At 68.9% G+C, this 23,977-nt stretch carries 29 protein-coding genes; 15 read left to right on the top strand and 14 right to left on the bottom strand.

Features of this window, described 5'->3' with window-relative positions; genetic code table 11:
- The first annotated feature begins 55 nt into the window (after window positions 1-55).
- The 5 genes from DEQ92_RS07685 (at window position 56) to DEQ92_RS07665 (ending at window position 3,345) form a co-directional block, all read left to right on the top strand.
- Window positions 56-751, top strand: coding sequence for a PGF-CTERM sorting domain-containing protein (locus tag DEQ92_RS07685; RefSeq protein ID WP_115804412.1), 696 nt, complete (start codon window positions 56-58; stop codon window positions 749-751).
- Window positions 752-868: 117 nt separating this feature from the next.
- The gene (locus tag DEQ92_RS07680; protein WP_004973806.1) at window positions 869-1,192 is read left to right on the top strand and encodes a ferredoxin family protein; all 324 of its coding nucleotides are present in this window, start codon (window positions 869-871) and stop codon (window positions 1,190-1,192) included.
- Between the two features lie 44 nt (window positions 1,193-1,236).
- Window positions 1,237-1,611, top strand: a complete 375-nt coding sequence (locus DEQ92_RS07675; RefSeq protein ID WP_115804413.1) for a VOC family protein — start codon at window positions 1,237-1,239, stop codon at window positions 1,609-1,611.
- A 122-nt stretch (window positions 1,612-1,733) separates the two neighbouring features.
- Complete coding sequence (locus DEQ92_RS07670; protein WP_004973804.1) at window positions 1,734-2,186, top strand: ferritin-like domain-containing protein; 453 nt, start codon at window positions 1,734-1,736, stop codon at window positions 2,184-2,186.
- A gap of 196 nt (window positions 2,187-2,382) precedes the next feature.
- Window positions 2,383-3,345, top strand: coding sequence for an L-lactate dehydrogenase (locus tag DEQ92_RS07665; RefSeq protein WP_004973803.1), 963 nt, complete (start codon window positions 2,383-2,385; stop codon window positions 3,343-3,345).
- Window positions 3,346-3,413: 68 nt separating this feature from the next.
- Here DEQ92_RS07665 and DEQ92_RS07660 read toward each other — a convergent pair whose 3' ends face one another.
- From DEQ92_RS07660 to DEQ92_RS07645, 4 genes are all read right to left on the bottom strand, one after another.
- Window positions 3,414-5,531: a (Fe-S)-binding protein gene (locus DEQ92_RS07660; RefSeq protein ID WP_115820628.1), complete on the bottom strand. Its 2,118-nt coding sequence runs from the start codon at window positions 5,529-5,531 to the stop codon at window positions 3,414-3,416.
- An 80-nt stretch (window positions 5,532-5,611) separates the two neighbouring features.
- Complete coding sequence (locus DEQ92_RS07655; protein ID WP_115804415.1) at window positions 5,612-6,316, bottom strand: energy-coupling factor transporter transmembrane protein EcfT; 705 nt, start codon at window positions 6,314-6,316, stop codon at window positions 5,612-5,614.
- On the bottom strand, window positions 6,310-7,011 hold the full coding sequence (locus DEQ92_RS07650; RefSeq protein WP_004973797.1) for an energy-coupling factor ABC transporter ATP-binding protein: 702 nt from the start codon (window positions 7,009-7,011) through the stop codon (window positions 6,310-6,312). The genes DEQ92_RS07655 and DEQ92_RS07650 overlap by 7 nt, the downstream gene beginning before the upstream one ends.
- Entirely contained in the window at window positions 7,012-7,590 is a 579-nt protein-coding gene (locus tag DEQ92_RS07645; protein WP_050458483.1) for a biotin transporter BioY, read from the bottom strand.
- 159 nt (window positions 7,591-7,749) lie between these two features.
- Here DEQ92_RS07645 and DEQ92_RS07640 point away from each other — a divergent pair, with 159 nt between their 5' ends.
- The 8 genes from DEQ92_RS07640 (at window position 7,750) to DEQ92_RS07605 (ending at window position 15,306) form a co-directional block, all read left to right on the top strand.
- Window positions 7,750-8,355: a hypothetical protein gene (locus DEQ92_RS07640; RefSeq protein ID WP_004973794.1), complete on the top strand. Its 606-nt coding sequence runs from the start codon at window positions 7,750-7,752 to the stop codon at window positions 8,353-8,355.
- 120 nt (window positions 8,356-8,475) lie between these two features.
- Window positions 8,476-10,584 (top strand): minichromosome maintenance protein MCM, encoded by a 2,109-nt coding sequence (locus tag DEQ92_RS07635; RefSeq protein WP_004973790.1) that lies wholly within the window; start codon window positions 8,476-8,478, stop codon window positions 10,582-10,584.
- 140 nt (window positions 10,585-10,724) lie between these two features.
- On the top strand, window positions 10,725-11,831 hold the full coding sequence (locus DEQ92_RS07630) for a hypothetical protein (RefSeq protein WP_115804416.1): 1,107 nt from the start codon (window positions 10,725-10,727) through the stop codon (window positions 11,829-11,831).
- An 88-nt stretch (window positions 11,832-11,919) separates the two neighbouring features.
- Window positions 11,920-12,222 carry a hypothetical protein gene (locus tag DEQ92_RS07625; RefSeq protein WP_004973786.1) on the top strand — a complete coding sequence of 101 codons (303 nt, stop codon included), beginning with the start codon at window positions 11,920-11,922 and terminating at the stop codon, window positions 12,220-12,222.
- A 128-nt stretch (window positions 12,223-12,350) separates the two neighbouring features.
- Window positions 12,351-12,689, top strand: coding sequence for a hypothetical protein (locus DEQ92_RS07620; protein WP_004973784.1), 339 nt, complete (start codon window positions 12,351-12,353; stop codon window positions 12,687-12,689).
- Window positions 12,686-13,651, top strand: a complete 966-nt coding sequence (locus DEQ92_RS07615) for a hypothetical protein (protein WP_115804417.1) — start codon at window positions 12,686-12,688, stop codon at window positions 13,649-13,651. Before DEQ92_RS07620 ends, DEQ92_RS07615 begins: the two co-directional genes overlap by 4 nt.
- Before the next feature lie 51 nt (window positions 13,652-13,702).
- Window positions 13,703-14,647, top strand: a complete 945-nt coding sequence (locus DEQ92_RS07610; RefSeq protein ID WP_115820627.1) for a hypothetical protein — start codon at window positions 13,703-13,705, stop codon at window positions 14,645-14,647.
- A complete protein-coding gene (locus DEQ92_RS07605) occupies window positions 14,644-15,306 on the top strand; it encodes a P-loop NTPase (protein WP_004973776.1) in 663 nt (220 codons plus the stop codon). Before DEQ92_RS07610 ends, DEQ92_RS07605 begins: the two co-directional genes overlap by 4 nt.
- A 104-nt stretch (window positions 15,307-15,410) precedes the next feature.
- On the opposite strand, the gene DEQ92_RS07600 is transcribed toward DEQ92_RS07605, so the two are convergent.
- Window positions 15,411-16,277 (bottom strand): transcription initiation factor IIB family protein, encoded by an 867-nt coding sequence (locus tag DEQ92_RS07600; protein WP_115820626.1) that lies wholly within the window; start codon window positions 16,275-16,277, stop codon window positions 15,411-15,413.
- Between the two features lie 162 nt (window positions 16,278-16,439).
- Here DEQ92_RS07600 and DEQ92_RS07595 point away from each other — a divergent pair, with 162 nt between their 5' ends.
- Window positions 16,440-16,961 (top strand): hypothetical protein, encoded by a 522-nt coding sequence (locus tag DEQ92_RS07595; protein ID WP_004973771.1) that lies wholly within the window; start codon window positions 16,440-16,442, stop codon window positions 16,959-16,961.
- Window positions 16,962-17,063: 102 nt separating this feature from the next.
- On the opposite strand, the gene DEQ92_RS07590 is transcribed toward DEQ92_RS07595, so the two are convergent.
- The 9 genes from DEQ92_RS07590 to DEQ92_RS07550 form a co-directional block, all read right to left on the bottom strand.
- Window positions 17,064-17,810 (bottom strand): cell division inhibitor, encoded by a 747-nt coding sequence (locus tag DEQ92_RS07590; RefSeq protein WP_050458487.1) that lies wholly within the window; start codon window positions 17,808-17,810, stop codon window positions 17,064-17,066.
- 108 nt (window positions 17,811-17,918) lie between these two features.
- Window positions 17,919-18,734 carry a hypothetical protein gene (locus DEQ92_RS07585; protein WP_115820625.1) on the bottom strand — a complete coding sequence of 272 codons (816 nt, stop codon included), beginning with the start codon at window positions 18,732-18,734 and terminating at the stop codon, window positions 17,919-17,921.
- 88 nt (window positions 18,735-18,822) lie between these two features.
- Window positions 18,823-19,239, bottom strand: coding sequence for an HIT family protein (locus DEQ92_RS07580; RefSeq protein WP_115820624.1), 417 nt, complete (start codon window positions 19,237-19,239; stop codon window positions 18,823-18,825).
- A 60-nt stretch (window positions 19,240-19,299) separates the two neighbouring features.
- Entirely contained in the window at window positions 19,300-19,518 is a 219-nt protein-coding gene (locus DEQ92_RS07575) for a hypothetical protein (protein WP_115820623.1), read from the bottom strand.
- A 108-nt stretch (window positions 19,519-19,626) separates the two neighbouring features.
- On the bottom strand, window positions 19,627-20,256 hold the full coding sequence (locus DEQ92_RS07570) for a uracil-DNA glycosylase family protein (protein WP_115820622.1): 630 nt from the start codon (window positions 20,254-20,256) through the stop codon (window positions 19,627-19,629).
- The gene (locus DEQ92_RS07565) at window positions 20,257-20,487 is read right to left on the bottom strand and encodes a hypothetical protein (RefSeq protein ID WP_004973761.1); all 231 of its coding nucleotides are present in this window, start codon (window positions 20,485-20,487) and stop codon (window positions 20,257-20,259) included. It lies immediately after the preceding gene.
- Window positions 20,488-20,541: 54 nt separating this feature from the next.
- Window positions 20,542-21,393 (bottom strand): ribose-phosphate diphosphokinase, encoded by an 852-nt coding sequence (locus tag DEQ92_RS07560; RefSeq protein WP_115820621.1) that lies wholly within the window; start codon window positions 21,391-21,393, stop codon window positions 20,542-20,544.
- A gap of 60 nt (window positions 21,394-21,453) precedes the next feature.
- Entirely contained in the window at window positions 21,454-22,281 is an 828-nt protein-coding gene (locus DEQ92_RS07555) for a hypothetical protein (protein WP_049967972.1), read from the bottom strand.
- Between the two features lie 96 nt (window positions 22,282-22,377).
- A complete protein-coding gene (locus DEQ92_RS07550; protein WP_049905024.1) occupies window positions 22,378-22,722 on the bottom strand; it encodes an SWIM zinc finger family protein in 345 nt (114 codons plus the stop codon).
- 120 nt (window positions 22,723-22,842) lie between these two features.
- On the opposite strand from DEQ92_RS07550, the gene DEQ92_RS07545 reads away from it, so the two are divergent.
- Window positions 22,843-23,973, top strand: a complete 1,131-nt coding sequence (locus tag DEQ92_RS07545) for a tRNA (guanine(26)-N(2))-dimethyltransferase (protein ID WP_115820620.1) — start codon at window positions 22,843-22,845, stop codon at window positions 23,971-23,973.
- Window positions 23,974-23,977 lie beyond the last annotated feature (4 nt).

Below are 23,977 nucleotides of genomic sequence, written 5' to 3'. Positions count from 1 at the left end.
GTTTGACATTAAGACATAGAAAGTAACTTACCTTCCCTCTGAAAAGAGGTGGTCGATGCGACCCTCCAACCGATCCGCGCTACTGACGACGACCCTCCTCGTCGCCGCCGTGCTCGCGGCGGCGGTGATGCCCGCGGCGGCCGCCTCGGGCCATTACGAGTTCACAGACGACGCGTACACGGCCGAACAGGGCGAGGTGGTTTCCATCACGCTCTCCGGCGCGGCGGACGCGAACAACACGTCCGCGGCGCTGGCCGGCGAGAACAACACCGTCCCGCTCCGCATCGGCGGCGAGGACGTGAACTTCGCCGTCAACGCGACGGTGGTCGACGAGGACCGCGACGGCAACGTCACCCTCGAACTGAACACCTCGACGGCGGGACAGGCGAACGCCTCGTCGTACCTCACCGCCGCCGGCGAGGACTCGGTGAACGCGACGCAGACGACCGAGACGCTCCCGGCGACGCTCGACGCGGGCGACTACTCGCTCGCGCTCGGCCCGGCGAACAACTCGACCGACACGGCGACGCTCTCGCTCCAAGCGGTGGAGACGACCGAGACGACCGAGACGACGACTGAATCGACCGACACCGAGACGACCACGACGGCGGGCGAGACGACCGAGACGACGACGGCAAACACGTCGGCGACCACCGCGACCGGCACCAGCGACACCGTCGTTCCCGGCTTCAGCGCCGTGCTCGCCGTGGTGGCGCTCCTCGCGGCCGCGTTCCTCGCGGTCCGCCGATAGCGCCCCCGGTCGTCGGTCGGAACCGACTCCGAAACCACCCGCAATCACGACTCCGTCCCCGATTTTTCTCGTCGCCGATGCGGACGTTTTAGTACCGGGTACGGCCAACGCCCGGCAATGGCTATCGACTCGAACTTCGACCAGAACCGGGAGCGAGCGGGCGAGGAAAACGGCGTCGCCGTCTGGGGCCCCGTCGACCCGCCGGAGAAACTCGGCATCCACGGCACCCACGTCGCCGTCGACTACGACATCTGTCTCGCGGACGGCGCGTGCCTCGAAAACTGCCCCGTGGACGTGTTCACGTGGGTCGACACGCCCGACCACCCGGTGAGCGAGCAGAAGGTCGAACCGACGAACGAAGACCAGTGCATCGACTGCATGCTCTGCGTCGACATCTGTCCCGTCGACGCCATCGACGTGGACGCCTCGCGGCAGGCCTGACACGAAGACCAGACGTTATCTCTCCCCGCCGCGTCGCGTCCGCCATGGGACTCATCCACACCGCCCTCGTCGTCTCGGACATCGACGCCACGCTCGCCTTCTACGCCGACCTCGGTCTCGAACAGACCAACGAGTTCGAACTCGACGGCGTCCGGAACGTCTACGTCGGCAGCGACGACACCGACATGGAACTGCAGTTCAAGTACGACCCGACCTCGTCGGCGCGCGTCGAACCCGCCGGCATCGACCACGTCGCCGTCGAGGTCGCGGACGCCGACCGCGCCTTCGAGGACATCGTCGAGGCGCAGTCGCCCGATATCGTGAAGCCGCCGGTGGACATCGACCCGGTGAACGCCCGCGCGGCGTTCGTGAAGGACCCCGACGGCTACGTCGTCGAAATCGTCTCCATCGAAGACTGAACTCACCCGCGGTACCGACTCGCCTCGACCGCTGATTTTCGCCGACGCCGACGCTTCACCCACCCGACGGGCTCGCCGCGGCGAACAGGTATTTGTTGCCAGAGCGTCAATACGAAGTCGCTATGTCTGAGGACGTAACCGCGCTGTTGAAGCGCGCCTATCAGGACGAGATCGAGACCGTGATGAACTACATGACGAACTCCATCGTCCTCGACGGCGTCCGGGCGGAGGAGATAAAGGAGTCCCTCCAGACCGACATTCAGGAGGAACTCACCCACGCGGAGCAGCTCGGGAACCGGCTGAAGCAGCTCGACGAGCAGCCGCCGGGCTCGGCGACCTTCGAGGCGCGCCAGCACGACCTCCAGCCGCCGGAGGACAGCACGGACGTGCTCGCGGTCATCAACGGCGTCCTCACCGCCGAGGAGGACGCCATCGAGACCTACCGCGCGCTCATCGACGCCGCTGAGGAGGCCAACGACCCCGTCACCGAGGACCTCGCCGTGACCATCCTCGCCGACGAGGAGGCCCACCGGACCGAGTTCCGCGGCTTCAAGAAAGAGTACGACCGCGAGTAACCCCGCACGCGGCGGCCGGCCGCGCTCGCGACGTTCGTGTAGTGCCTGCGGAACCTACGACTCCGAAATTCTTCATTTCAAAAAACGCGCCGGAACGGAGAGATATCTAACAAACAATCGTCTGTTACAAAAGTAGTACTCCCAGTTCTTCGAAACGGGGCTTTGTTTTTATCCACCGGTCGCTCGAACGACGGGTATGAGCACTGAACGCGGCAAGGGTACGGTCGCAATCGTCGGGGGTGCCGGCGCAGTCGGGTCGAGCACGGCGTTCGCGCTGATGGAGAGCAGTCTCGTCGGCGAAATCGTCCTCGTCGACGTCGCCAAAGAGCGCGTCGAGGGCGAGGCGATGGACCTCAACCACGGCTCGTACTTCACGTCGCCGGTCCGCGTCCGGACGGGCGACTACGAGGACTGCTGGGACGCCGACGTGGTCATCGTCACCGCCGGTGCCAGCCAGAAACCGGACGAGACCCGCCTCGACCTGATGGAGCGGAACGCCGACATCTTCGCCGACATGATTCCGCAGATTACCGAGGGGCTGAACGACGACGCCGTGATGCTCATCGTCACCAACCCCGTGGACGTGCTCTCGTACGTCACGTGGAAGGTGTCGGACCTGCCGGCCGAGCGCGTCATCGGCTCGGGAACCGTCCTCGACACGTCGCGGTTCCGCCACTCGCTCAGCCGCGAGTTCGACCTCGACCCGGCGAACGTCCACGCCTACGTCGTCGGCGAGCATGGCGACAGCGAGGTTCTCGTCTGGAGTTCGGCGAACCTCGGCGGCATCCCGTTCGAGTCGTACGCCACCAGCCACGGCGTCGACGACGTCGACGCACTCAAAGCCGGCGTCGAGACGGAGGTCCGCGAGGCCGCCTACGAGATTATCGACCGCAAGGAGCGGACGAACTACGGCGTCGCGCGCTCGGTGGCCGCGACCACCGAGCGCATCCTCGGCGGCGACAACTCCATTCTCACCGTCTCGACGCTCGTCTCGGGCGAACACGACATCGACGGCGTCTACATGAGCCTCCCGTGCACCGTCAACGAAACCGGCGTCCGCGACGTTCACGAGTTCGACCTCTCGGCGGACGAGACGGCGGCGCTCCGCGAGTCGGCCGATGTCATCCGCGAGTCCATCGACCGCTTGGACGTAGCATAGAAGAGCGGAAAACAGGACAGGACAGGACAGGACAGGACAGGACAGGACAGAACAGCCGCGCCGCCGACTCAGTCGGCCGACGCGGGGGTCGTATCCGCGCCCGCGTCCGCCGTCGCGGCGGCCTTCGCGTCGAGCGCCTCCACGACGAGTTCGGAGATATCAACGATGTCGATATCGTCCTCGTAGCTCCCGGTCTTGCGGCCGTCTTCGTACATCGTCGCGCACATCGGGCAGGCGACGACGAAGCGTTCGACGCCGCCGGTCGTGTCGTCGAGCGCCTCGCGCAGGCGCTCTTCGGACGGCTTCGACTCCTCTTCGTGGTCCATCCAGAGACCGCCGCCGCCGCCGCCGCAGCAGAACGACTGGTCGCGGTTGCGCGGCATCTCGGCGAGTTCGACGCCGGTCGCGCGGATGACCTCGCGGGGCGCTTCGTACTCGCCGTTGTAGCGTCCGAGGTGACACGGGTCGTGGTACGTCACCGTCTGGGCGGCGAGTTCGTCGCCCGCGAGGCCGAGGCGGTCGTCGCCGACGAGGCGCTCGACCAGTTGGGTGTAGTGGTACACCGGGTAGTCGAACGAGTCGTCCATCTCCGGGTACTCGTTTTTGAACGTGTTGTACGAGTGCGGGTCGGTGCAGACGATTTTGTCGAAGTCGCAGTCGGCCATCGCGGCGACGTTGTCCTCGACGAGCATCTCGTAGAGGCCCTCCTCGCCGACGCGGCGCACGTCGTTGCCGTCGTGCTGTTCGTCCTCGTAGAGGATGCCGTAGGAGACGCCCGCCTCCTCGAAGATGCGGGCCATCGAGCGGGCGACGGCGCGGTTGCGCTCGTCGTAGGAGGGGTAGTCGCCGACGTACCAGAGGAACTCGACCGATTCGTCGCGGGCGTCGGGCACCTCGAAGTCGAGGTCTTCGGTCCAGTCGGGCCGCTTGCGCTGGGGGTCGCCGAAGGCGTTGCCGTTCTGGAAGATGTTCATCATCGCCTCCTGCACCGGCTCTTGCTGTTGGCCCGTCTCGGTGAGTCGGCGGTTCATCTCGGTGAAGTGCGTCAGGTGCTCGATATCGACCGGACAGGCGTCCATGCAGGCCATACAGGCCATGCAGGACTCCATCGATTCGGCGTCGACGACGGAAGTGCCGCCGTCCGCGACGATGTCGATGGAGTCGCCGCCGGCGTCGACCGACTCGCGGTAGGTCTTCAGGTCGAGAATCACGTCCCGCGGGTCGAGGTTGCGGCCGGAGGCCTTCGCCGGGCAGGCGTCGGTACAGCGGCCGCACTTCGTGCAGGCGTCCATGTCGAGCATCGCCTTCCACGAGAAGTCGTCCTCGGAGACGTAGCCGATTTCGTCCGGCGGCGTGTCGGCCGGCACTTTCGGGAGGCGCGTGCCCGCCTTCTCGTCGGCGGTGACGATGTTGGCGAAGGAGGTGAGCATGTGCAGGGGCTTGGCGTAGGGGACGGCGGCGACGAACGCCAAGGCGAGGAGCGCGTGGGACCACCAGCCGAACCAGTAGAGCGTCTGTGCGAGGCCCTGGCTCATGCCCCCGGCGTCGAACACGAGGGCGACGAAGTAGCCGACGAAGCTCACCGTCTCGAACTCGGGGAACTCCGTGCCGACGATGCGGATGCCTTCGAGGACGTAGCCGCCGACGCCGAGGAGAAACAGCGTCCAGACGAACGCGGCGTCCTCGAAGCCGGTGTGTTTGCCCCACAGCCGCGGGTGTCGGACCCCGTAGCGCCGCCACAGCGCCATCCCGACGCCGACGACGAACAACAGGCCCATGAGGTCCATGACGAACGAGTACGAGAGGTAGAAGTCGCCGACGAAGAAGGAACTGCCCGTCACCCGCCGCCACACGTCGATGTCGATGGCGAGGATGGTCGTCCCGATGAGGAGCGTCAGGAAGCCCCACATGATGAAGGCGTGCATCACGCCGGCGAACCGGTCGCGCTTGAACTGCTTTTCGTTGGAGAACACCACTTTCGCCGCCCGGACCGTCCGTCCCGGCAGGTCCGACAGCCGGTCGAACGGGTCTTCACCACCCCGCGCGTATCGAGCGAACCGCTCGTACACCCCGTAGAGGAAGACGAGCGACGCGATGGCGGCGAGGCCGTAGAAGAGCGCCTCGCCGACCGGACTAATCGTCCAGAACGTCTCTCGCGTAACATCCGCCTGTGCCGCAAAGTCCATAATCAATCACCGGAGAACGGAGGGTTAAATCTTGCCACCCGAGGCGTGTCGGTCGGCGGATTACGAGCGCCCCGGCGACCTCAGAGCGCGAGGCTGGCGAGGAGCGCGACGGCGAGGACGAGCCCGGGCGCGTCGCGCCGGCCGAACCGAATCTCCGGGAGCGTCGGGTTCCAGGCGAAACACCGCGCGCGGAGGGCGAGCGCGAGCGCGTCGGCCCGCGCGAACGACCGCCGGAGGCCGCCGGCGGCGACGAGCGAGAGCCGCTCGTCCAGCCGTCGCTCGCTCCCGAGGCGGGCGGCCTGCGCCTCGCGGACGCGGAGCAGGTCGCGGCGGACCAAGGGAAGAAACCGGAAGACGAGGGCGACGCCGACGCCGAGCGCGACGCCGACGCGACCCGGGACGAGCCGCTGAATCGCCGCGCGGGACTCGCGCACGGGCGTCGTCCTGACGTACGCCGCCGCGACGAAGAAGACGAGCAGCACGCGGACGCTGGCGAGCGCCGGGTCCACGGCCGCCTCGGGGTCGAACCACGGCGCGCCGAGGCGGGCGGCCTCGACGACCGGACCGAGCGCGAGGAACGGAACCGCGTAGCGGAGGTCGCTGAGGGCCGAAACGGGTGACGTGTCGGCGGCGCGGAGACAGCCCGCGGCGACGACGCCGAGGGCGACGAGCCCGGTGGGTGTGGTATGCGCGAAGCCGGCCGCCGCGAAGCCGACCTGCACCCCGAGCTTGGTCCGCGGGTCGAGTCGGTGGGCGAGGCTGTCGCCCGGTTCGTAGGTCAACACGGCGGGCGAACGTCGAGGTCGGGGAGGCGGTCTGCGGCCTCGTCGGGCGCGGCGTCGAGGGCGACGTCGCCGTCGGCGAGGACGACCACGCGGTCGGCCAGTTCGGCCACGTCGCGCAGGTCGTGCGTGACGACGACGAGGCTCGTCCCCTCGGCGCGGAGGTCGCGGAGGCGCGCGAGCACGGAGCGACGGGCGGGTTCGTCGAGGCCGGTGAACGGTTCGTCCAAGACGAGGTGGTCGGGTCGCATCGCCAGCGCGCCGGCGATGGCGAGGCGTTCGACCTCGCCGCCGGAGAGGGCGTCGACGCGCTCGTCTTCCCGGCCGTCGAGGTTGACCGCGGCGAGCGATTCGCGGACGCGGCGGTCGATTTCGTCGCGGTCGAGCCCGAGGTTCTCCGGGCCGAACGCCACGTCAGCGCCGATAGTCGCCGCGACGAGCTGGTCCTCGGGGTGCTGGAACACCATCGCCACCGCGGTTCGGGCGGCGACGAGGTGGTCCGAGACGGAGCGGCCGTTGACCGAGACCGAGCCCTCGTCGGGGTCGAGCAGGCCGTTGAAGTGCCGGACGAGCGTGGTCTTGCCGGAGCCGTTCGCGCCCGCGACGATGACGCACTCGCCGTCGTCGATGGCGAGGTCGACCCCGTCGACCGCGACCGTGTCGCCGTACCGGTGGACGAGGCCCTCGACGCGAATCATCTACTGGGCGGCGATGGCGTCGGAGCGGACGATGCCGACCGCGGCGGCGATTTTGAACGCCTCAGCGGGGATGAACGCGGCGGAGGCCGTCCAGAAGGCGGATTCGAGGCCGACGCTCTGGACGTACGCGAAGCCGAGCGTCCCGAAGGCGTAGACGACGACGGTGCCCGCGACCATCGCGCCGACGAGCCGGGCGGTGCTCACGCGGTAGTCGCCGATGTCGACGCCGCCGTGGACGACGAGGCCGACGATGACCGCGGCGACCGGGTACGCCCAGAGGTAGCCCGCGGTCGGGCCGACGAGCGGCGCGAGCCCGGCCGAGCCGCCGGCGAACACCGGCGCGCCGAGGCCGCCGGCCGCGAGGTAGAGCGCGATGGAGCCGCCGCCCCAGACGGGGCCGAGGAAGATGCCCGCGAGGAAGACGACGAGCACCTGCATCGTCACCGGAATCGGCGAGACGGGGTTCGGGAACGAGACGTAACTGCCCGCGCCCATGAGCGCCGCGAACAGGGCGGCGCGGGCGATGTTGCCGACGAGTTCGTCGCCGACGAGTTCGACTGACTCGTGTTCAGTTGCCATGTCCATCGCTGTCTCGTAAACCCTGTTTAACTTATCGGTTTACAGAGTGCGTGGGCGGGGTCGGCCCTCGGTCTCGTCGGCCGATTCGAGTCGCCTCCCGGCGCTCGGCGGCTCCCGGGTCAGCATCATTAAAGACGCTGGGCGTGCCATTCTCCGGGTATGGACGAAAAGACCGCCGAGCTTCGCGACATCTTCATCGAGGCGACTGGGTCGGACACCGTGACCGAACAGCAGTCCGAGTCGCGCGGGTCGCTCGCCGACGTGGACGACCCCGAAGCGGTCCGCGAGCGCGTCCGCGACACCGTGGCGACGATGCGCGAGCGCTACGCGTTCGACACCGACTTCGACGACGACGCGCTCGTCGCGCTCGTCGTCGGCTACTTCGACGGCGACGCGGACGCCGACCTCGCGGTCGAACTCGACGCGTCGCCCGAGGCGATTCGCACCGCCCGGTTCGACCTCCACCTCGTCCGCGACGCCGACCGCGAGTTCCCGTTCGACGCCGACCGCTTCGACAACCTGCTCGTCGACGGCGCGGACGACGAGACCATCGCCGAGACGCTCGACGTGCCCGTCGAAGTCGTCGCCGAGTGCCGCCCCGCCGCCGAGGCCGACATCCGCTCGAGCCGGGCCAACTACCGCTTCCGCGACGACTTCGCGGAGCTGTTGACCGACGACGACCTCTCGAACCGGATGGCCGAGGACGCCCGCCGCGACGGACTCCGCGAGGCGACCGAGGACATCGAGACCGACGTGTCGCTGTAGCGGCGGCCGCTGTGACCCCTCGGGCCGCGCGAGTCCCGGCGCGCGGCCGACCCGTCGGGACGACGGAGGGTCGGCCGAACGACGAAGGTTCTTAACCGATTGGGGACATACCCTTGTGCGATGGCGCAGGCCCCCCAGAACCGAGACCTGACGGAGCGGTTCATCGAGTTCTACCGCAACTACTATCGAGAGGAGATCGGAAAACTCGCACAGCAGTATCCGAAGGAAAAGCGGTCGCTGTACATCGATTACGACGACCTCTATCGGTTCGACGCGGAGCTCGCCGACGACTACATCACGAAGCCCGGCCAGTTCCAGGAGTACGCCGAGGAGGCACTGCGCCTGTTCGACCTCCCCGCGGACGTGAAGCTCGGTCAGGCGCACGTCCGGATGCGCAACCTCCCCGAGACGGTCGATATCCGGAACATCCGGGTCAACGACGACCACATCGGGACGCTCATCTCGGTGCAGGGAATCGTCCGCAAGGCGACCGACGTGCGCCCGAAAATCACGGAGGCCGCCTTCGAGTGCCAGCGCTGCGGGACGATGAGCTACATCCCGCAGGGCGACGGCGGCTTTCAGGAACCACACGAGTGTCAGGGATGCGAGCGTCAGGGGCCGTTCCGCATCGACTTCGACCAGTCGAACTTCATCGACTCCCAGAAGCTGCGCGTCCAGGAGTCACCCGAGGGCCTGCGCGGGGGCGAGACGCCGCAGAGCATCGACATCAACCTCTCGGACGACGTGACCGGCAAAGTCACCGCCGGCGACCACGTCACCGCGGTCGGCATCCTCCACATCGAACAGCAGACCTCGGGCAACGAGAAGACGCCCGTCTTCGACTACTACATGGAGGGCATCTCGCTCACCATCGAGGACGAGGAGTTCGAGGACATGGAGATATCCGACGAGGACGTGGCCGAAATCGTCGAACTCTCGAACGACCCGGCCATCTACGAGAAGATGGTCGAGTCCGTCGCGCCCGCCATCTACGGCTACGAGCAGGAGAAGATGGCCATGATTCTCCAACTGTTCTCGGGCGTCACGAAACACCTGCCCGACGGGTCGCGGATTCGCGGCGACCTGCACATGCTGCTGATAGGGGACCCCGGAACTGGCAAATCGCAGATGTTGTCATACATTAGACATATCGCTCCCCGGTCGGTCTACACCTCCGGCAAGGGTTCGTCCTCGGCGGGTCTCACCGCCGCCGCCGTCCGCGACGACTTCGGCGATGGCCAGCAGTGGACGCTCGAAGCCGGCGCGCTCGTCCTCGCGGACAAGGGTATCGCGGCGGTCGACGAGCTGGACAAGATGCGGCCCGAGGACCGCTCCGCGATGCACGAGGGGCTCGAACAACAGCAGATTTCGGTCTCCAAGGCCGGCATCAACGCGACGCTGAAGTCGCGGTGTTCGCTCCTCGGCGCGGCGAACCCGAAGTACGGCCGCTTCGACCAGTACGAGCCAATCGGCGAGCAGATCGACCTCGAACCCGCGCTCATCTCCCGGTTCGACCTCATCTTCACGGTCACCGACGACCCCGACCCCGACGAGGACTCCAAGCTCGCGGACCACATCCTCAAGACCAACTACGCGGGCGAGCTGAACACCCAGCGGACGAACGTCGCCAACTCCGAGTTCACGGAACAGCAGGTCGACGCCGTCACCGACGAGGTCGCGCCCACCATCGACGCGGAGCTCCTCCGCAAGTACATCGCCTACTCGAAGCGCACCTGCTACCCGACGATGACCGACGAGGCGAAGCAGGTCATCCGCGACTTCTACGTGGACTTCCGCGCCCGCGGCGCCGACGAGGACGCGCCCGTCCCCGTGACCGCCCGGAAGCTCGAAGCGCTCGTCCGGCTCGGCGAGGCGTCCGCTCGCGTCCGCCTCTCGGACAAGGTGACCCGCGAGGACGCAGAGCGCGTCACGGGCATCGTCGAGTCCTGCCTGCGCGACATCGGCATGGACCCGGAAACCGGCGAGTTCGACGCCGACATCGTCGAGACCGGCCGCTCGAAGACCCAGCGCGACCGCATCAAGAACCTGCTCGAACTCATCCGCACCATGCAGGAGGAGTACGAGGAGGGCGCGCCCCACGAGGAGGTCCTCGAACGCGCCAACAGCGAGCTGAACATGGACGAGAAGACGGTCAACGACCAGCTGGACAAGCTCAAGATGAAAGGCGACATCTACGAGCCCCGCGGCGACGTCTACCGCGCGACCTGAGCGGCCGCCTTCGATTTCTCGACTGTCACGAACTCCGCACTGTACCGACTTCCACACTATCTTAGCGAGCGGACAGTCTCGAGCGCGTGTCGTTTATTTGCACCAACACTCCTATGTAATCTGAAAGTCATGTAGTACGTATGAATCGTCGAGCGTATCTGGCGACCGCGGGTGCACTCTTCCTCGCGGGATGTTCGTCAGCGGACGGTGGGGAGACGACGACGGAGGAGCCGACGACGACGACTGCCACGCCGACGGCGACGGAAACTCCGACTACGACCACGACTGAGGAGCCGACGACGACGACGGAGGAGCCGACGACCGAGACGACCACGGAAGAGCCGGACAGAGTGGACCGAATCCTCGGCCTCGCCGTGGAAGACCTCGACGCTGCGGTCGATGACTTCGCGTCCGTGGCGGGCGAAGACGGCGGCTTCCACGACCTGAACGCCACGACGCAGTTCTCGTTCGAGGACGACGCCGACTCGCTATACCTCGCGCGCGGCCACTTCAACACGCTCGACCAACTCGACAAGACCGACGCCCAGCGAGCGCGTCTCGGGCGTCTCCGACGCGCCTTCTGGTTCCTCTGGTGGACGGGTAAGACCCACGAGAACGCAAATCAGGCGTTCTACCGCACCAACAACGCGGTCTCCAGGCTGTACGGCGAGGAGTTCAACCGCATCGACACGCAGGTCCAACAGATAGCGGAGGCGCTCGAACCGACGCGAGACACGCTCAATAGCTTACGGAAGGAGTCGGAGGCCGACGCCCTCGACGAACTCACCGCCCTCGAACCGGCGGACTACGGGCGGAAGGTCGACTTTTTCGAGCGGGAGATCGGTCAGTTCGAGGCCTTCGCCGACGACATCGTCTCGTTCCGCGACGCGATTCGACGATTACAGGACGGGTTCGACGAGTACCTCGGCGAGAGCTACGGCGACGCCACCGGGTCGTTCTTCCGGGCGATGAGCGCATTCGAGGACGTGAACGCGCGGGTCTCGGAACGCGACCCCGTGGCGGCAATCGCCTCCCGCTCCGAGGAGTTCGCCTGCCTCACCGACGCGATGGCGCGGGCCAGCGAGGTGCTCGACGAGGCGGCGACCGCGGGCGACAACGACATCCCCGAAAAGCAGACCGCCCTCGAAAGCGAGGCGCGAGAGGCCTTCGCGGACTGCGACCTCGTGGCGGAGCACTTCACGTTCGTCGCCGACTTCTTCGAGGAGCTACCGGACGAACGCTCCTGAGACGGCCGTTCGACTCGCGACCGTCTGCGACCGACCCGCGCGGAACCGACGAACTTAGTGGAGCGTGCGGCGACGGGACAGACGACCGATGGACCGAATCTCCGCCATCCGCAACATCGAAGACGCCATCCGCGACCTCGAATCGGGCGACGCGGACCTCGCCAGCACCGAGCGGCGCGTCGTGACCGTCCTCCGGACGTTCGCGACGGAGTTCGAAGACGACGCCGGCGACGGAACGCTCGACGCGTGGACGGCCGTCGGCGACGACCGCGCGGAGGGTCTCGTCGTCCTCGCCGCCGACGAGGCCGACGCGCGGACGCGGGTCAGAGACCTCCTTGACGAGGCGGCCGGCGACGCCGACGACGTGACGTTCTCGGTCGAGCGCGTCTGAGGCGAGACGAGTCGCGCGGAGATTCGAACTCGGGTGAGACGCCGTAGTCTCCCCTGTCTGTGACAGTCGACTGACGCGAGAGCGCCGCTGTCGAACGATTTTTCTCCCGACTCCGTGACCGAGCGTGCGTGCTGTTGGTCGTGACTTACTCGCAGGCGGCGCGGACGACGCTTCGGAACATCTGTCGGACCCATGACGAGGTCGTGGTCCGTCGACTGGGTCGCGCCGCGCTCTTCGACGAGACGGAGTTGGCCGCCTTCCTCGCGCTTCGGCTTCGGGAGAAACACGACGAGGCCGTGCAAATCGAGCGAACCGAACCGTTCAACGAGTTCGCGGCGGTCCCGGACGCGGTCCGCGAGGCCGCGGCCGCTTACGAGGACCGCGAGTCCCCGGCGACGCCGTACAGCAAGTTCGCCTCGGGCACCGACCACCCGTCGGCCGCGGAGATGCAGCGCCGCGAGCTATGAGGCTTCGACTCCCCGACGGGACCGTCCGCGAAGGACCGGCTATCGACCTCGCCGACGGACCGTTCGACGTCGGTGCCGACGAGGTCGTCGCTGCCATACGGGTGGACGATGGGGGCGACGGGGACGACGGGAATGACGGGGACGACGGGACCGGCGCGCTCCGAATCGACTGTCCGCCGCCGGGTTCCGGGTACGACCGCCTCGGTCGGATTCCCGTCTCGAAGCCGACACCGTCCCGCGGCTGGCTCCTCGCGGCGGTCGGTCGGTCCCGCGGGCTTCGCTCTCCCGTCGCCGACGAGCTCGACCGACTCGAAGCGAAACTCGCCGAGCGCCGCGACGACGGGGTGGATGTGGAGGCGGACGAGCGCGAACCCATCGACACGTCCGCGGCCGCGCTCCGCGAGGCCCGCCGCCGCGTCGCCGCCGCCGGCGAGGACGAGTCCCGACTCAGAGAGCGCGTCGCAACCCTTCGCGGTCGGGTGAACGCTCACCGAGACGCCGGCGACGACGAGGCGACTGAGACGGCGCAATCGGAACTCGTGGCGGTCGCGACCGAACTCTCCGAGGTCGAAACCGAACGCGTCGCGGCCGAACAGCGGCTTTCGGCGCTCGAACGGGCGGCCCGAACCGAGCGAGACAGCCGCGAGGCGCGACTCAAACTCGAAGACGCGGTCGAGAACCGCCGTCGAGAGGCGCGGGCGTACTTCGCGGCCGAACTCGGCGATGCGTTCGAGGCGGCGCTCCGGAGCCTCGCGGCGGCCCCATCGCTGATGGCGACTACGGAGTCGCCCGCGTCGGTGGCCGACTTCGAATCGGACCCCGTCGCACGCGCGCTCGCCGCCGCCCGCCTCGCCGACCTGTCCGCCCCGGTCGTCATCTCGGGCGGCCGGGTTTCGGACGCCGACGCCGCGGCGAACTGGCTCGACGCGCCGGTCGTCAGATGCCGGCCGAACGACGGGTGAGCGAGCCACACCGGGCGTTGATTTATATACGAAGCGGCGGCCAGCCCCGCCATGCACTCCGATATCGACGTGACCGTGGACGACGGCGTCGCCCTCGTCTCGGTCCGAGTCCACAACGACGCGCCGGTCGACCGGCGCGTCAGGCTTCGCAACCGACTCGGCGGGTCGGTGCTCCCGCCGCGTCGCGCCGGCGTTCCCGAAGCCGGTTGGGACGACGAGGGGTTCGAAGGCGTCGTCCCCGCGGGCTCGACGGTCGCGCTCGGCTACGCCGTCTCCCCGTCGTCGACGGCCACCCGCGACACCGCGACCGCCGACCTCGACGCCCGCCCCGAACACGCGGTCGGCATCGACGTGCTCGGTCGCGCCGACGAGGCGGAGCGAGCCAGCGATTCGACGCCCGACGATGCGGTTCGAACGCTCGGTTCGGCGCGGCCGCCGGCCGATGCCGTCCCGGTCTCTTCTGACCTGCCGCCGACGACGCGGGAGTCGGAGACGCCCGAAACGACGCCCAGCACGACGAGCGACGCGTCAGATGGCGAGCGCCGCGAGCCGCTTCCGAGCCCCGAGCCACAGACCCGCTCCGAACGTCCCGAACCGTCCGAACAGCCCACGGACGCCGACGTGTCGGCGGCGGTCGGGACTTCCGAGGAACGCGGCCGCGGGACTGACCAGTCGCTCGGGTCGGAGCCGCCGGAGCCGCCGGAGTCGCCGGAGCCGCCGGAGTCGCCGGAGCCGCCGGAGCCGCCGGAGCCGCTAGAGTCGCTGGAGTCGCTCGCGGCGTTCGAGCGTCGCATCGACCTCGCCGAGCGACTGGACGGCGCGTCGGTCGCCGACGCCGCGGCGACGCTCTCGGAGGCCGATGTCTGCATCGACGCGCTCGACTCGCTCGACGCGGACCGGGAGCGTCTTCGCCGACTCGCGGCGCGCGCGACGGCGCTCGCGGACCGCGCCGCCGACGCCGACCCCGACGTGAACGCGCTCCGGAGGCTCGCGTGATTCTCGCGGTCGTCTCCGGGAAGGGCGGCGTCGGGAAGTCGACGCTGTCGTTCGAACTCGCGGCGGAACTGGGCGCGGTCGTCGTCGACGCCGACCTCGGGATGGCGAACCTCCCGTACGCGCCCGGCCCAGACCTCCACGACGTGCTCGCGGGGCGCGCGGACCCGCTCGAAGCCGTCCGCTCGGGCGGCCCGGTCTCGATTCTGCCGTGCGGTCGGACGCTCGCCGGCGCGCGGGCGGCCGACGTGCGTCTCCTCGCCGACGCGCTTCACGCGGTCGAAGCGGCCTACGGCGACGTGGTCGTGGACTGCCCCGCGGGGATGCGCGCCGACGCCGGCGTTCCGCTCACCGTCGCCGACGCCTGCCTCGTGGTCGCGTCCCCGAAGGGGTACGCGCTGGCCGACGCGGTGCGGACCCGCGAACTCGCGCGCGAACTCGACTGCGGGCTCGCCGCCGTCGCGGTCAACCGCGTCGTCGACGAGGTGCCGCTCGACGCCTTCGCCGACGTGCTCGGCGCGCCGGCGACGGCGGTCCCCGCGGACTCTCGACTGGCCGAGGCGGTCGAGCGGTTCGAGCCGGTCGTCGCGTCGTCGCCGAAGAGCCTTCCCAGTAGTCGCGTTCGAGAACTCGCGGACGCGGTTCGCGTAAGCGGTCGGTAGAAACGTCGTCTCGTCTTCGGTCCGTTCGTGCGGACGCAGTTCGATTCTCGCGTCTTCCTCGCCGTCGTCTCAGTTAGCGAGTCCCGTCGCCTGTCGGCGTCGGCTCACTCGCGGAGCGCCACGTACGTCTTGCGGAGCGTCACGGGCGTCACGTCGGCCACGTCGGCGGCCTCGGCCTGCGTGCAGTCCTCGCCGCGGTCGCGAGCCGCGGTGTAGAGACACGCCGCGGCGACGCCGCAGGGGTTCTTGCCGCCAACGACGCCCTCCTCGCGGGCTTCGGCGACGTACTCGCGCGCCCGGCGCTCGGTGTCGCTGTCGAGGTCGAGCTTGGTCGCGAACCGCGGCAGGTACTCGGTCGGGTCGGCGGGCGCGACGGGGAGACCGAGGTCGCGGTTGAGCGCGCCGTAGGCCGCTTGGTGTTCCGCCTCGGTGGCCTTCGACACGTCGCAGACTTCCTCGACGCTCCGGGAGACGCCGGCGACGCGGCAGGCGGCGTAGACGCAGGCCGCGGCGAACCCTTCGAGCGAGCGCCCGCGCAGGAGGTCCTCGTTCTGGGCGGACTCGAACAGCGAACACGCCTGGTCGCGGATGTGGTTCGGCAGCGACAGCGCGCTCGTCACGCGGCGAATCTCGGTGAAGGCGTACACCTGATTGCGCTCGCGCTTGGTCGAGATGCGAGCGCGGTTGTGCTGGCGGCGCATGCGGGCGAACTGCCGGCGCTTGCGACCCTTGATACGCGTCGAGCGGCCGATTTCGGTCGACAGGCCGCGGTCGTGGCGCGAGCGGGTGAGCGGCGCGCCGGTGCGGGCGGGGTTCCGGTCGTCGTCGGCGAACGAGCGCCACTCGGGGCCGTGGTCGATGCGGTACTCCGAGACGACGAGACCGCAGTCGGTACAGACCGTCTCGCCGGCTTCGAAACCGAGGTGTCCGTCGCATTCGGGGCAACCCTGGGGGGAACGTGCTTCGATCATCACAATTGAAAATCGGTCTCGAACGGGTATTTAAACACGGGTTGAAACGGGGGTAGAACCCCGATTACTGCCGTCAGAGCCTACCGGTAATCGGTGGGTTACAGACTCAATTTTGATACTGATTAGGAACGCTTTTAGTCGATAGGTGCGGACCACCGAGCGATGGGACTGTCGGATATCGCCGCCGCGTTAGAGACGACGACGACTGAACAGCGCTCGCGCTGCGTTCCGACTGTCGACGACACCGGTGTTTCCCTCCGCGAGCGCTTCGAGGCGCACGCAGACGCGCTCCCCTGTGCGCCTGCGGCCGCGGAGCGGGTTGTCGAAGCACACGGGTCGGGCACGTCAGTCGGCGAGAGCGCGAGCGACGCAGGCGTCGCTCCGGTCACGGCGGCGAAAGTCTTGCACCGTTGCGGCGAAGCGGGCGTGACTCCCCTCGCACCCGAGGCGCGACGCATCGTCCGCGATTGGATCGACGGACGAATCTCGCGCGCCGACGCGCTCGCGCTCACCGGCGCCGAGCCGTCGGAGTTCGCACTCGCGACGTACGTCGAGACGCACGACCCCATCGACCCCCTCGTCGAAGCCGTCGAGGGCGCGCTGACCGACCGCACCGACGCGGCCGTCGCGAAGCGCGACTCGCTGGCCGAGACCATGAGCTCGGTCACCGACATGCAGTTCTGACGCGGGACACGCCTCCCCACCTCCCGTTTTCACGCTCGCGAGCGGCGGCGCTCACCAGCCGTCCGTCTGCTCTCTCGAAACTCGCTCGGCGCGTCGCGCGATTCAGCGACGGACGTACTCGCCGACCGAGGTGAGCACGCCGCCGGCGGCCGTCACCGAATCGAGTTCCACGTCGAGAAGGACCTCCGCGACCGCGGCGACGCCCGCCGCGAGGTCGGCGTCGTCGCGGCACGCCGGCGCGTCGGCGATGTCGTTCGCCTCGGTCTCGGGAACGACCACGTCCGCGTCGCCGAGCGCGCCGAACGTGGAGACGACCGCGTCGATATCAGCCCCGATGTCGGCGGCCCGGGCGCTGAGACGACCGACGGCGTCGGCACCGCGGTCCGTGGCGGGCGCGACGAGCGCGACGCGGTCGCAGGCCGCGGCGGCGGCGACGGTCTGATTCGACGCGAGGAGCGGCGCGTCGACGAGCACGTGGTCGAAGCTGTCTGCGGCCTCGGCGATGCGACCCTCGAACGCCCGCGCGGCGTCGGGGGTCATCGCCCGCGCGAGTCGCTCGAACGGGGCCGCGGCGGGGCAGACGGCGACGCGTCCCTCGGCGTCGGTCTCGAAGTCTACCAGCCCCGACTCCAGCGGCACGTCCGCCGCGTCGGTGACGAGCGACGTCGCGTCGGGGTCGAGCGCTCCCGAGACGTAGTCCGAGAGCCCCTGCGTGGCAAACGCCGCGTCGAGGACCGCCACGTCGCGACCGTCGGTCGCGAGCGCCGCGGCGAGTTCGAGCGTCAGTCGGGTCGTCCCCGCGCCGCCGGCGACGCCGACGAGCGCGGTGGTTCTGGGGGGAATCGGCATACCGCGACTGGTCGGGTTCTCGAATTAATAGCTTCGGTCGGCCGGTATTGGTGTCGCCGGACGACACTATTCAGCTCGCAGAGGTGATTTCGACGGCCGGCGGTGGGGCTAGACCGACCACTCGTCGTCGGCCGCTTCGGGGTCTGAACCCGGCGTCTCGTCCGTGCAGGCCCGGTAGAAACAGACCTTGTAAGTTCGCCCGACGAGCGTGGTGACCGTCGAGCCGACGGCCACGACGGCGATATCGACCGCCGGCATCGGCGCTTGGAACGCCGTCACCGCGCCGGCGACGGTGGTCGCCCCGTCGAGGGTGACGAGCCAGAGGACCGGCAGGTCGACGACCGAGGTTGCGACGGTCGCCACGACCGCGTAGCCGACGACGTGCCGGAGGTTGCCGAAGACGAAGTCGACGCTGCGGCTGAGCGACCCGCCCGCGGTCTTCCCGTCGAGGACGACGGCGGTGTCGAAGAAGGTGAAGACGTAGACGATGGCCATCAGGGCGACGCCGGCCACGCCGAGCGCCCCGAGTTCGACGAGCGTGAGGCTCGCGGAGCCGTTCAGCACCGCGTTGAATCGGTCGAACCCGATGTAGCCGAGGACGCTGCCGCCGACGACCATTGCGACGACGACCACGACGAGGCCGGCGAGGAGCGTCGCGCCGAACAGGCTGACGTAGTAGCGCTGTGCCGCGGTAGTCGCGCGCAGGTCGGTGTCAGAACCGGGTCGCGCGCCGTCGGCGACAGTGTAGAACGCGCCGATGAGCGCCGGCACAGCGAGGAGTTGGAGGAGCGAGCCAACGGCACCGGTCGGACCGGAGGCGCTGTTCAATGCGCCGATGAGCCCGAACGCGAGGGCGAACGCGACGAGCACCGGCGTCTCGGTGACGATTCGGAGGGCCGTTCGAAACGATTGGAGGACTGTCACGACAGCCGGTACTCGCGGCGGCCGTATGTGTTTTTATATCGACACGATTTGCTGGTGAGCGCGGCGCCGGCAGGAGAGGTCGGCTCCGTCAGCCCGAGATGGCCGCCTCGATGTCGGCGAGTTCCTCGTCGGAGAGGTCGGGTCGCTCACCTGCGACGGCGTGGATGGGGCTGCCGCCGTCGCCTTCGAACCGGGGGACGATGTGGACGTGGACGTGGTCGACTTCCTGGCCGGCGGCGGGGCCGTTGTTGATGCCGACGTTCGTCGCGTCGGCGTCGACCGCCGCCTCGACGCGCGGGATGAGGTCGTTCACGGCGGCGAAGAGGTCGGCGGCCGCGTCGGCCGGCACCTCGTCGAGGCGGGCGTGATGCTCCTTCGGGACGACGAGCGTGTGGCCGGGCGCGAGCGGGTTGGCGTCGAGGAACGCAAGCGTGTGCTCCGTCTCGTGGACGATTCGGCCGGGGATGTCGCCGTCGACGATGGCGCAGAAGATGCAGTCGGACATACGTGGCACGTCGATTGGCGGGAAAAAGAAAGTTCGCACCGGTTCGGGGCCGGGGACGCGTCAGTTCCGCTCGGTGGACCGTTCGCGGTCGTCGGCGTCGTATCCGCGGCCGACTCCGGCGTTCCCGCTGTCGGCGGCCGCGCCGACATCGTCACCGCCGAACCGCGCCCGAATCCGCGCCAGTCGCTTCTTCACGCCGGCGACGAACGGGTCCATCGCTTTCACGAACGGGTGGAGAACGACGTCGATAATCAGGTCCGCGATGAGGTCGCCGAGCATCGGTGTGACCGAATAATGTCAACCCCCAGCCATGAATATGCGGGGTATCGAGCGGCACGGTCGGTGCAGTCGGCGGTCGTCGCGGTCCGCGTCGGCAACGTGGTGGCCTCAGGGGAGACGCGATTCCAAGTCGGCCAGATACTCGTCTAACTCGTAGCCGAGTCGGGAGAGCCACACGTCGCGGTACGAGGGGTGCAAAAGCGGGAGTACGGTGTAGCCGAACCGCTCGCTCTCGACGGGTTCGAGGACAGTATCGAGAAAGCCGTCCAGCGAGGTGTCGTCGAGCGCGAGGACGGTTTCGGTCGCGTGGCGGCCGGTCGGAACCACCACGTCGGGGTCGACGGCTTCGAGTTCGGAAACGAGGTGGTCGCGGCAGTGTTCCTTTTCGGCGGCCGTGGGCGCGCGGTTCGACCCCTCGCCGTCCGAGGGGAAGCACTTGACCGCGTTCGTGTAGAAGACGCCCGACTCGTAGCCGACGGCGGCCATCGTCTCGCGGATGCGGCGGCCCGAGTGCCGGGCCGTGTAGGACATCCCGGTCCAGTTGCCGCCCCGCCAGCGATCGGCGTCGGGGTTGCCCGCACCCGGCGCTTCGCCGACGACCATCACGGTCGCGTCGTCGGGGCCGACGCCCCACGAGATGCGGTTGCGGCACTCGACGAGCGCCGGACAGCGGTTGCAGTCGGGTTCGAGGACGAGCGTCTCGTCGTCGTCGGGGAACCGCGGGTCGGCGTCGGCCATCTACTCCGTCAGGGGGAGCACGATGCCGAAGATAATCGGCGAGAACAGGACCAGCGCGATGCCGAGCCACTCGGCGTCGAAAAACAGCGTGCGCTCCCAGCCCGGAAGTGCGCCGCCGTTCATCGCGAGCGCGACTTTCGCGCCGACAGCGCCGAACAGGAACAGCGCGAGCCCCAGTCCGAGGCCGGTCTTGGTCATCCGCGGGTAGTCGATGTCTCCGTAGCGTCCCATGTTACTCCGAGATACGGGGACTGGGAAAACCGTTTCGAGAGACTGTGTGATATGTTACCGTTCGAGCTCGTCGGCGAGAACGGGGGCCACGGACACCTCGCTCACGTCGCGCTCGATGGTGTCGGTGCCGACGACGCGCTCGATACCGGCGCGCGCGAGTTTCGTGCGGGCGTTGCGGGCGAGAAGCGGGTGGACGGTCGCACAGAAGACGCGCTTCGCGCCGCCGTCTGCGAGGACGGCGACGGCCTCGCTCATGGTCGACCCGGTGGCGATGATGTCGTCGGTGATGACCACGTCGCGGCCCTCGAAGTCGGCGTCGCTCGGCGTGATTTCGACGTCGGTCCCGGAGTGGCGCACCTTCTCGAAGTAGTCGGTCTCGCCCTCGCCGTAGGCGTCGCGGACGGTCTCGGCGATGCCGATGGCCCCCGAATCGGGCGACAGAAACAGCGGGTCGTCGAGCGCGGGGAGCGGTTCGGCGAGTCGCCCGGCGGCGTCGACGATGTCGACGGGCACGTCGAAGAACTCCGAGACGGCGTCCTCGTGGGGGTTGACGAGCACGACGCGGTCGGTCGTCGTGCTGACGGCGCGGGCGACCGCGCGGGCCGAAATCGGGTGGCCGGCCTCGAACGCCTTGTCCTGTCGGGCGTAGCCCATGTACGGGATGACCGTCGTGACCTCGGACGCGCCGGCCTCGCGGACCGCGTCCTGCAGTTGGAGGAGTTCGACGTAGGCGTCGTTGCTGGCGGTGCTGGCGACGATGGTGGCGGCGTCGGCGTCGAAGTCGGGAACGGCGGCCAGCGTCTCGCCGTCGGGGAAGCGGTCGTACTCGACGGCCGCGAGCGACTCGCCGAGTTCGGCGGCGAGCGCGGCCGCGAGTGCCTGGGAGGATGCGCCGGGTACGAGCATACCCGTTCGTCTCTCGTGGGGGGTAAAACCGCTTTTCGTTGCGTACAGCCGCGTCGCGTGTCAGCGAACCGCGACGCCGACGGTGTCCAATCCGAGCACTTGCGTCCGCCAGTCGCCCCCGGTCAGCCGAACGCAGAAGCCCCCCGCGTCGGTGACGGCGTAGGCGGCGCGGGCGTCGTGGGCGAGCGCGACGACCGTCTCGTCCAGCGGAATCGGGGCGGCGTTCCACTCGTCCGACTCGTCGTCTCGCGCGACGACGCCGTCCGGTCCGACCGCGTGGGCGCGGCCGTCCGGCATCGACGCGACCGCCGAAAACGCCCCGTCGAGTGCGTCCATCCAGCCGTTGCCGAGCGCGTACAGCCCCGAGTCGGTCGCGGCGAGCGGGGTTCCCGAGTCGCCGCCGAGACGGCCCGCGGGGTCGGACACGTCGTTCACGCCGTCCAAGCCGACGTGCGAGAGACCGTCGTCGCCGATGCGGTAGACGCCGTCTTCGGCCGCGACGAGGCTCCCGTCGAGGGCGCGGACCGATTCGACTTCGCCGAGGTCGGTCCACCCGGACTCGTCGAAGCGGGCGACACGACCCGAGTCGGCGGCGGCGACGACGCGATTCCGGTGGAAGCCGACGGCCGTCGCGGGCCCGAAGCCGAGTTCGTGGTAGTCGTCGCCCCGGACGAGCAGTACGTCCTCGTCGGTGGCGACGGCGACTTCCCCGGGCGACCCGGCGGCGTCCCGCGCGGCGCACCGGCGGTCGACGCGGAAGCCGCCGACGAGGTCGTCGGACACGTCGACGGTCACGACCCCGACGCCCGCGGCGACGTACACCGTCTGCTTGTCGGACTTGTCCGCGTACACCCGCTTTTCGTCGATAGAGAGGTCGAAATCAGCCATCCGTTGGCCCGAGGTTCGCGGCGGGGTTCGGAAAGGATTGTGGTCGTTCCCGCGGCGCGGCGACGGGTCGGACGGGCGCGCGGCCGAGAAGTGTGATTACAGAAATTCCCGCACGTCGGAGTACCACATGTCGTGGTGGTCGAGTTCGCCGAGCGCCTCGGCCACGTCGACCGCGAGGACGTGCCAGCAGCGCTCGCCCTCGTCGGGGTCGAGGTTGTACTGGGAGTCCTTGCAGGTACAGCCGCGGTCTTCGACCACGTACTCGTCGTCGTAGCCGACGACCACGTCGAAGTCGCGGTAGCGCTTCACCCGTCGCTCGGAGACGGCCTCGATGGCCGTGACGCCCCGGTCGCCGTGGGCGTCGACGATGGCCTGCACGATCTGCGGCGAGAGCCGCCCGGCCGCTTCGAGGGCCGCTCGCCAGTCGTCGGCCGAATCCACGCCCCCGATTTCGTCGGTGGCGGTGAAAACGCATTCGATGCCGCGGGGGAGGACGCCCGCCACAGCCGCGGCGCACAATCGCATCGCAACCGGTTTCCGCCCGCGCGGGCGACTGCGGGTATGCACGTGAGCGAGGGAGGCGTCGAAATCGAGGTTCCCGACGCCCGCGACGGGGCGTCAGCGGGAACCGGCGACGATGTCTTCTACAACCCCACACAGGAGTTGAACCGGGACATCACCGCGGCCGTCCTCCGCGCCTTCCGCGAGCGCGAACCCCGCGCCGAGAGCTACCTCGACGCGATGGCCGCCTCGGGAATCCGGGGCGTCCGCGCCGCCGCCGAGGGTTACGACGTGACCTGCGCCGACCTCGACACCGACGCCGTCGAACTCGCCCAGTCGAACCTCGACCGCGCCGGCAACGGCGGCGAGGCGGTCCACCGAAACGCCAACGCCCTCATGTACGACTCCGTTTTCGACGTGGTCGACCTCGACCCCTTCGGCACGCCGATGCCCTTCGCCGACCCCGCCTTCGCCAACACTCGCGACCTCGTCTGCGTCACCGCTACGGACACCGCCCCGCTGTGCGGCGCACACCAGAAAAGCGGCATCCGGAAGTACGGCTGTCTCCCGCAGAACACCGACTACCACCCCGAGATGGGCCTTCGGACGCTCCTCGGCGCGATGGTCCGCACCGCCGCCCGCTACGACAAGGCCGCCGTCCCGGTTCTCTCGCACGCGACGCGCCACTACGCGCGGGCGTACCTCGAACTCGACGAGCGGGCGACGAAGGCCGACGAACTCCTCGAATCGACCGGCTTCGTCTACCACTGCGAGGACTGCCTCCACCGCGAGGCCGAGCACTCGCTCATCGCCCACCCGCCCGAAGCGTGCGCCAACTGCGGTTCCACCCGCATTCTCGAAGCCGGCCCCATCTGGCTCGGCCCCGTCTCCGAACCGGCGTTCGCCGAGGCCGTCCGCGACGAGGTGACAGAGGATTTCGGCACCGCGAAACGCGCCCGCAAACTCCTCGACACGCTGGCGGTCGAACTCGACACGCCGACTCACTTCGACCAGCACCGCCTCTGTAAGCTCTGGGGGCGCTCGGCCTCGAAGATGGAGACCTTCCTCGAAACGCTCCGCGACGCCGGCTACGACGCCACCCCCGCGCACTACCACGGCACCGCGTTCAAGACCGACGCAACGGTCGCGGAGATACGCGAGGCGACCGCCGCGCTCGACCCCGAAGCCTGACCGA

It is taken from the genome of Haloferax sp. Atlit-6N, from assembly GCF_003383195.1.
Taxonomy (GTDB): Archaea; Halobacteriota; Halobacteria; order Halobacteriales; family Haloferacaceae; genus Haloferax; species Haloferax gibbonsii.
This window is presented reverse-complemented; position numbering and strand designations above follow the sequence as displayed.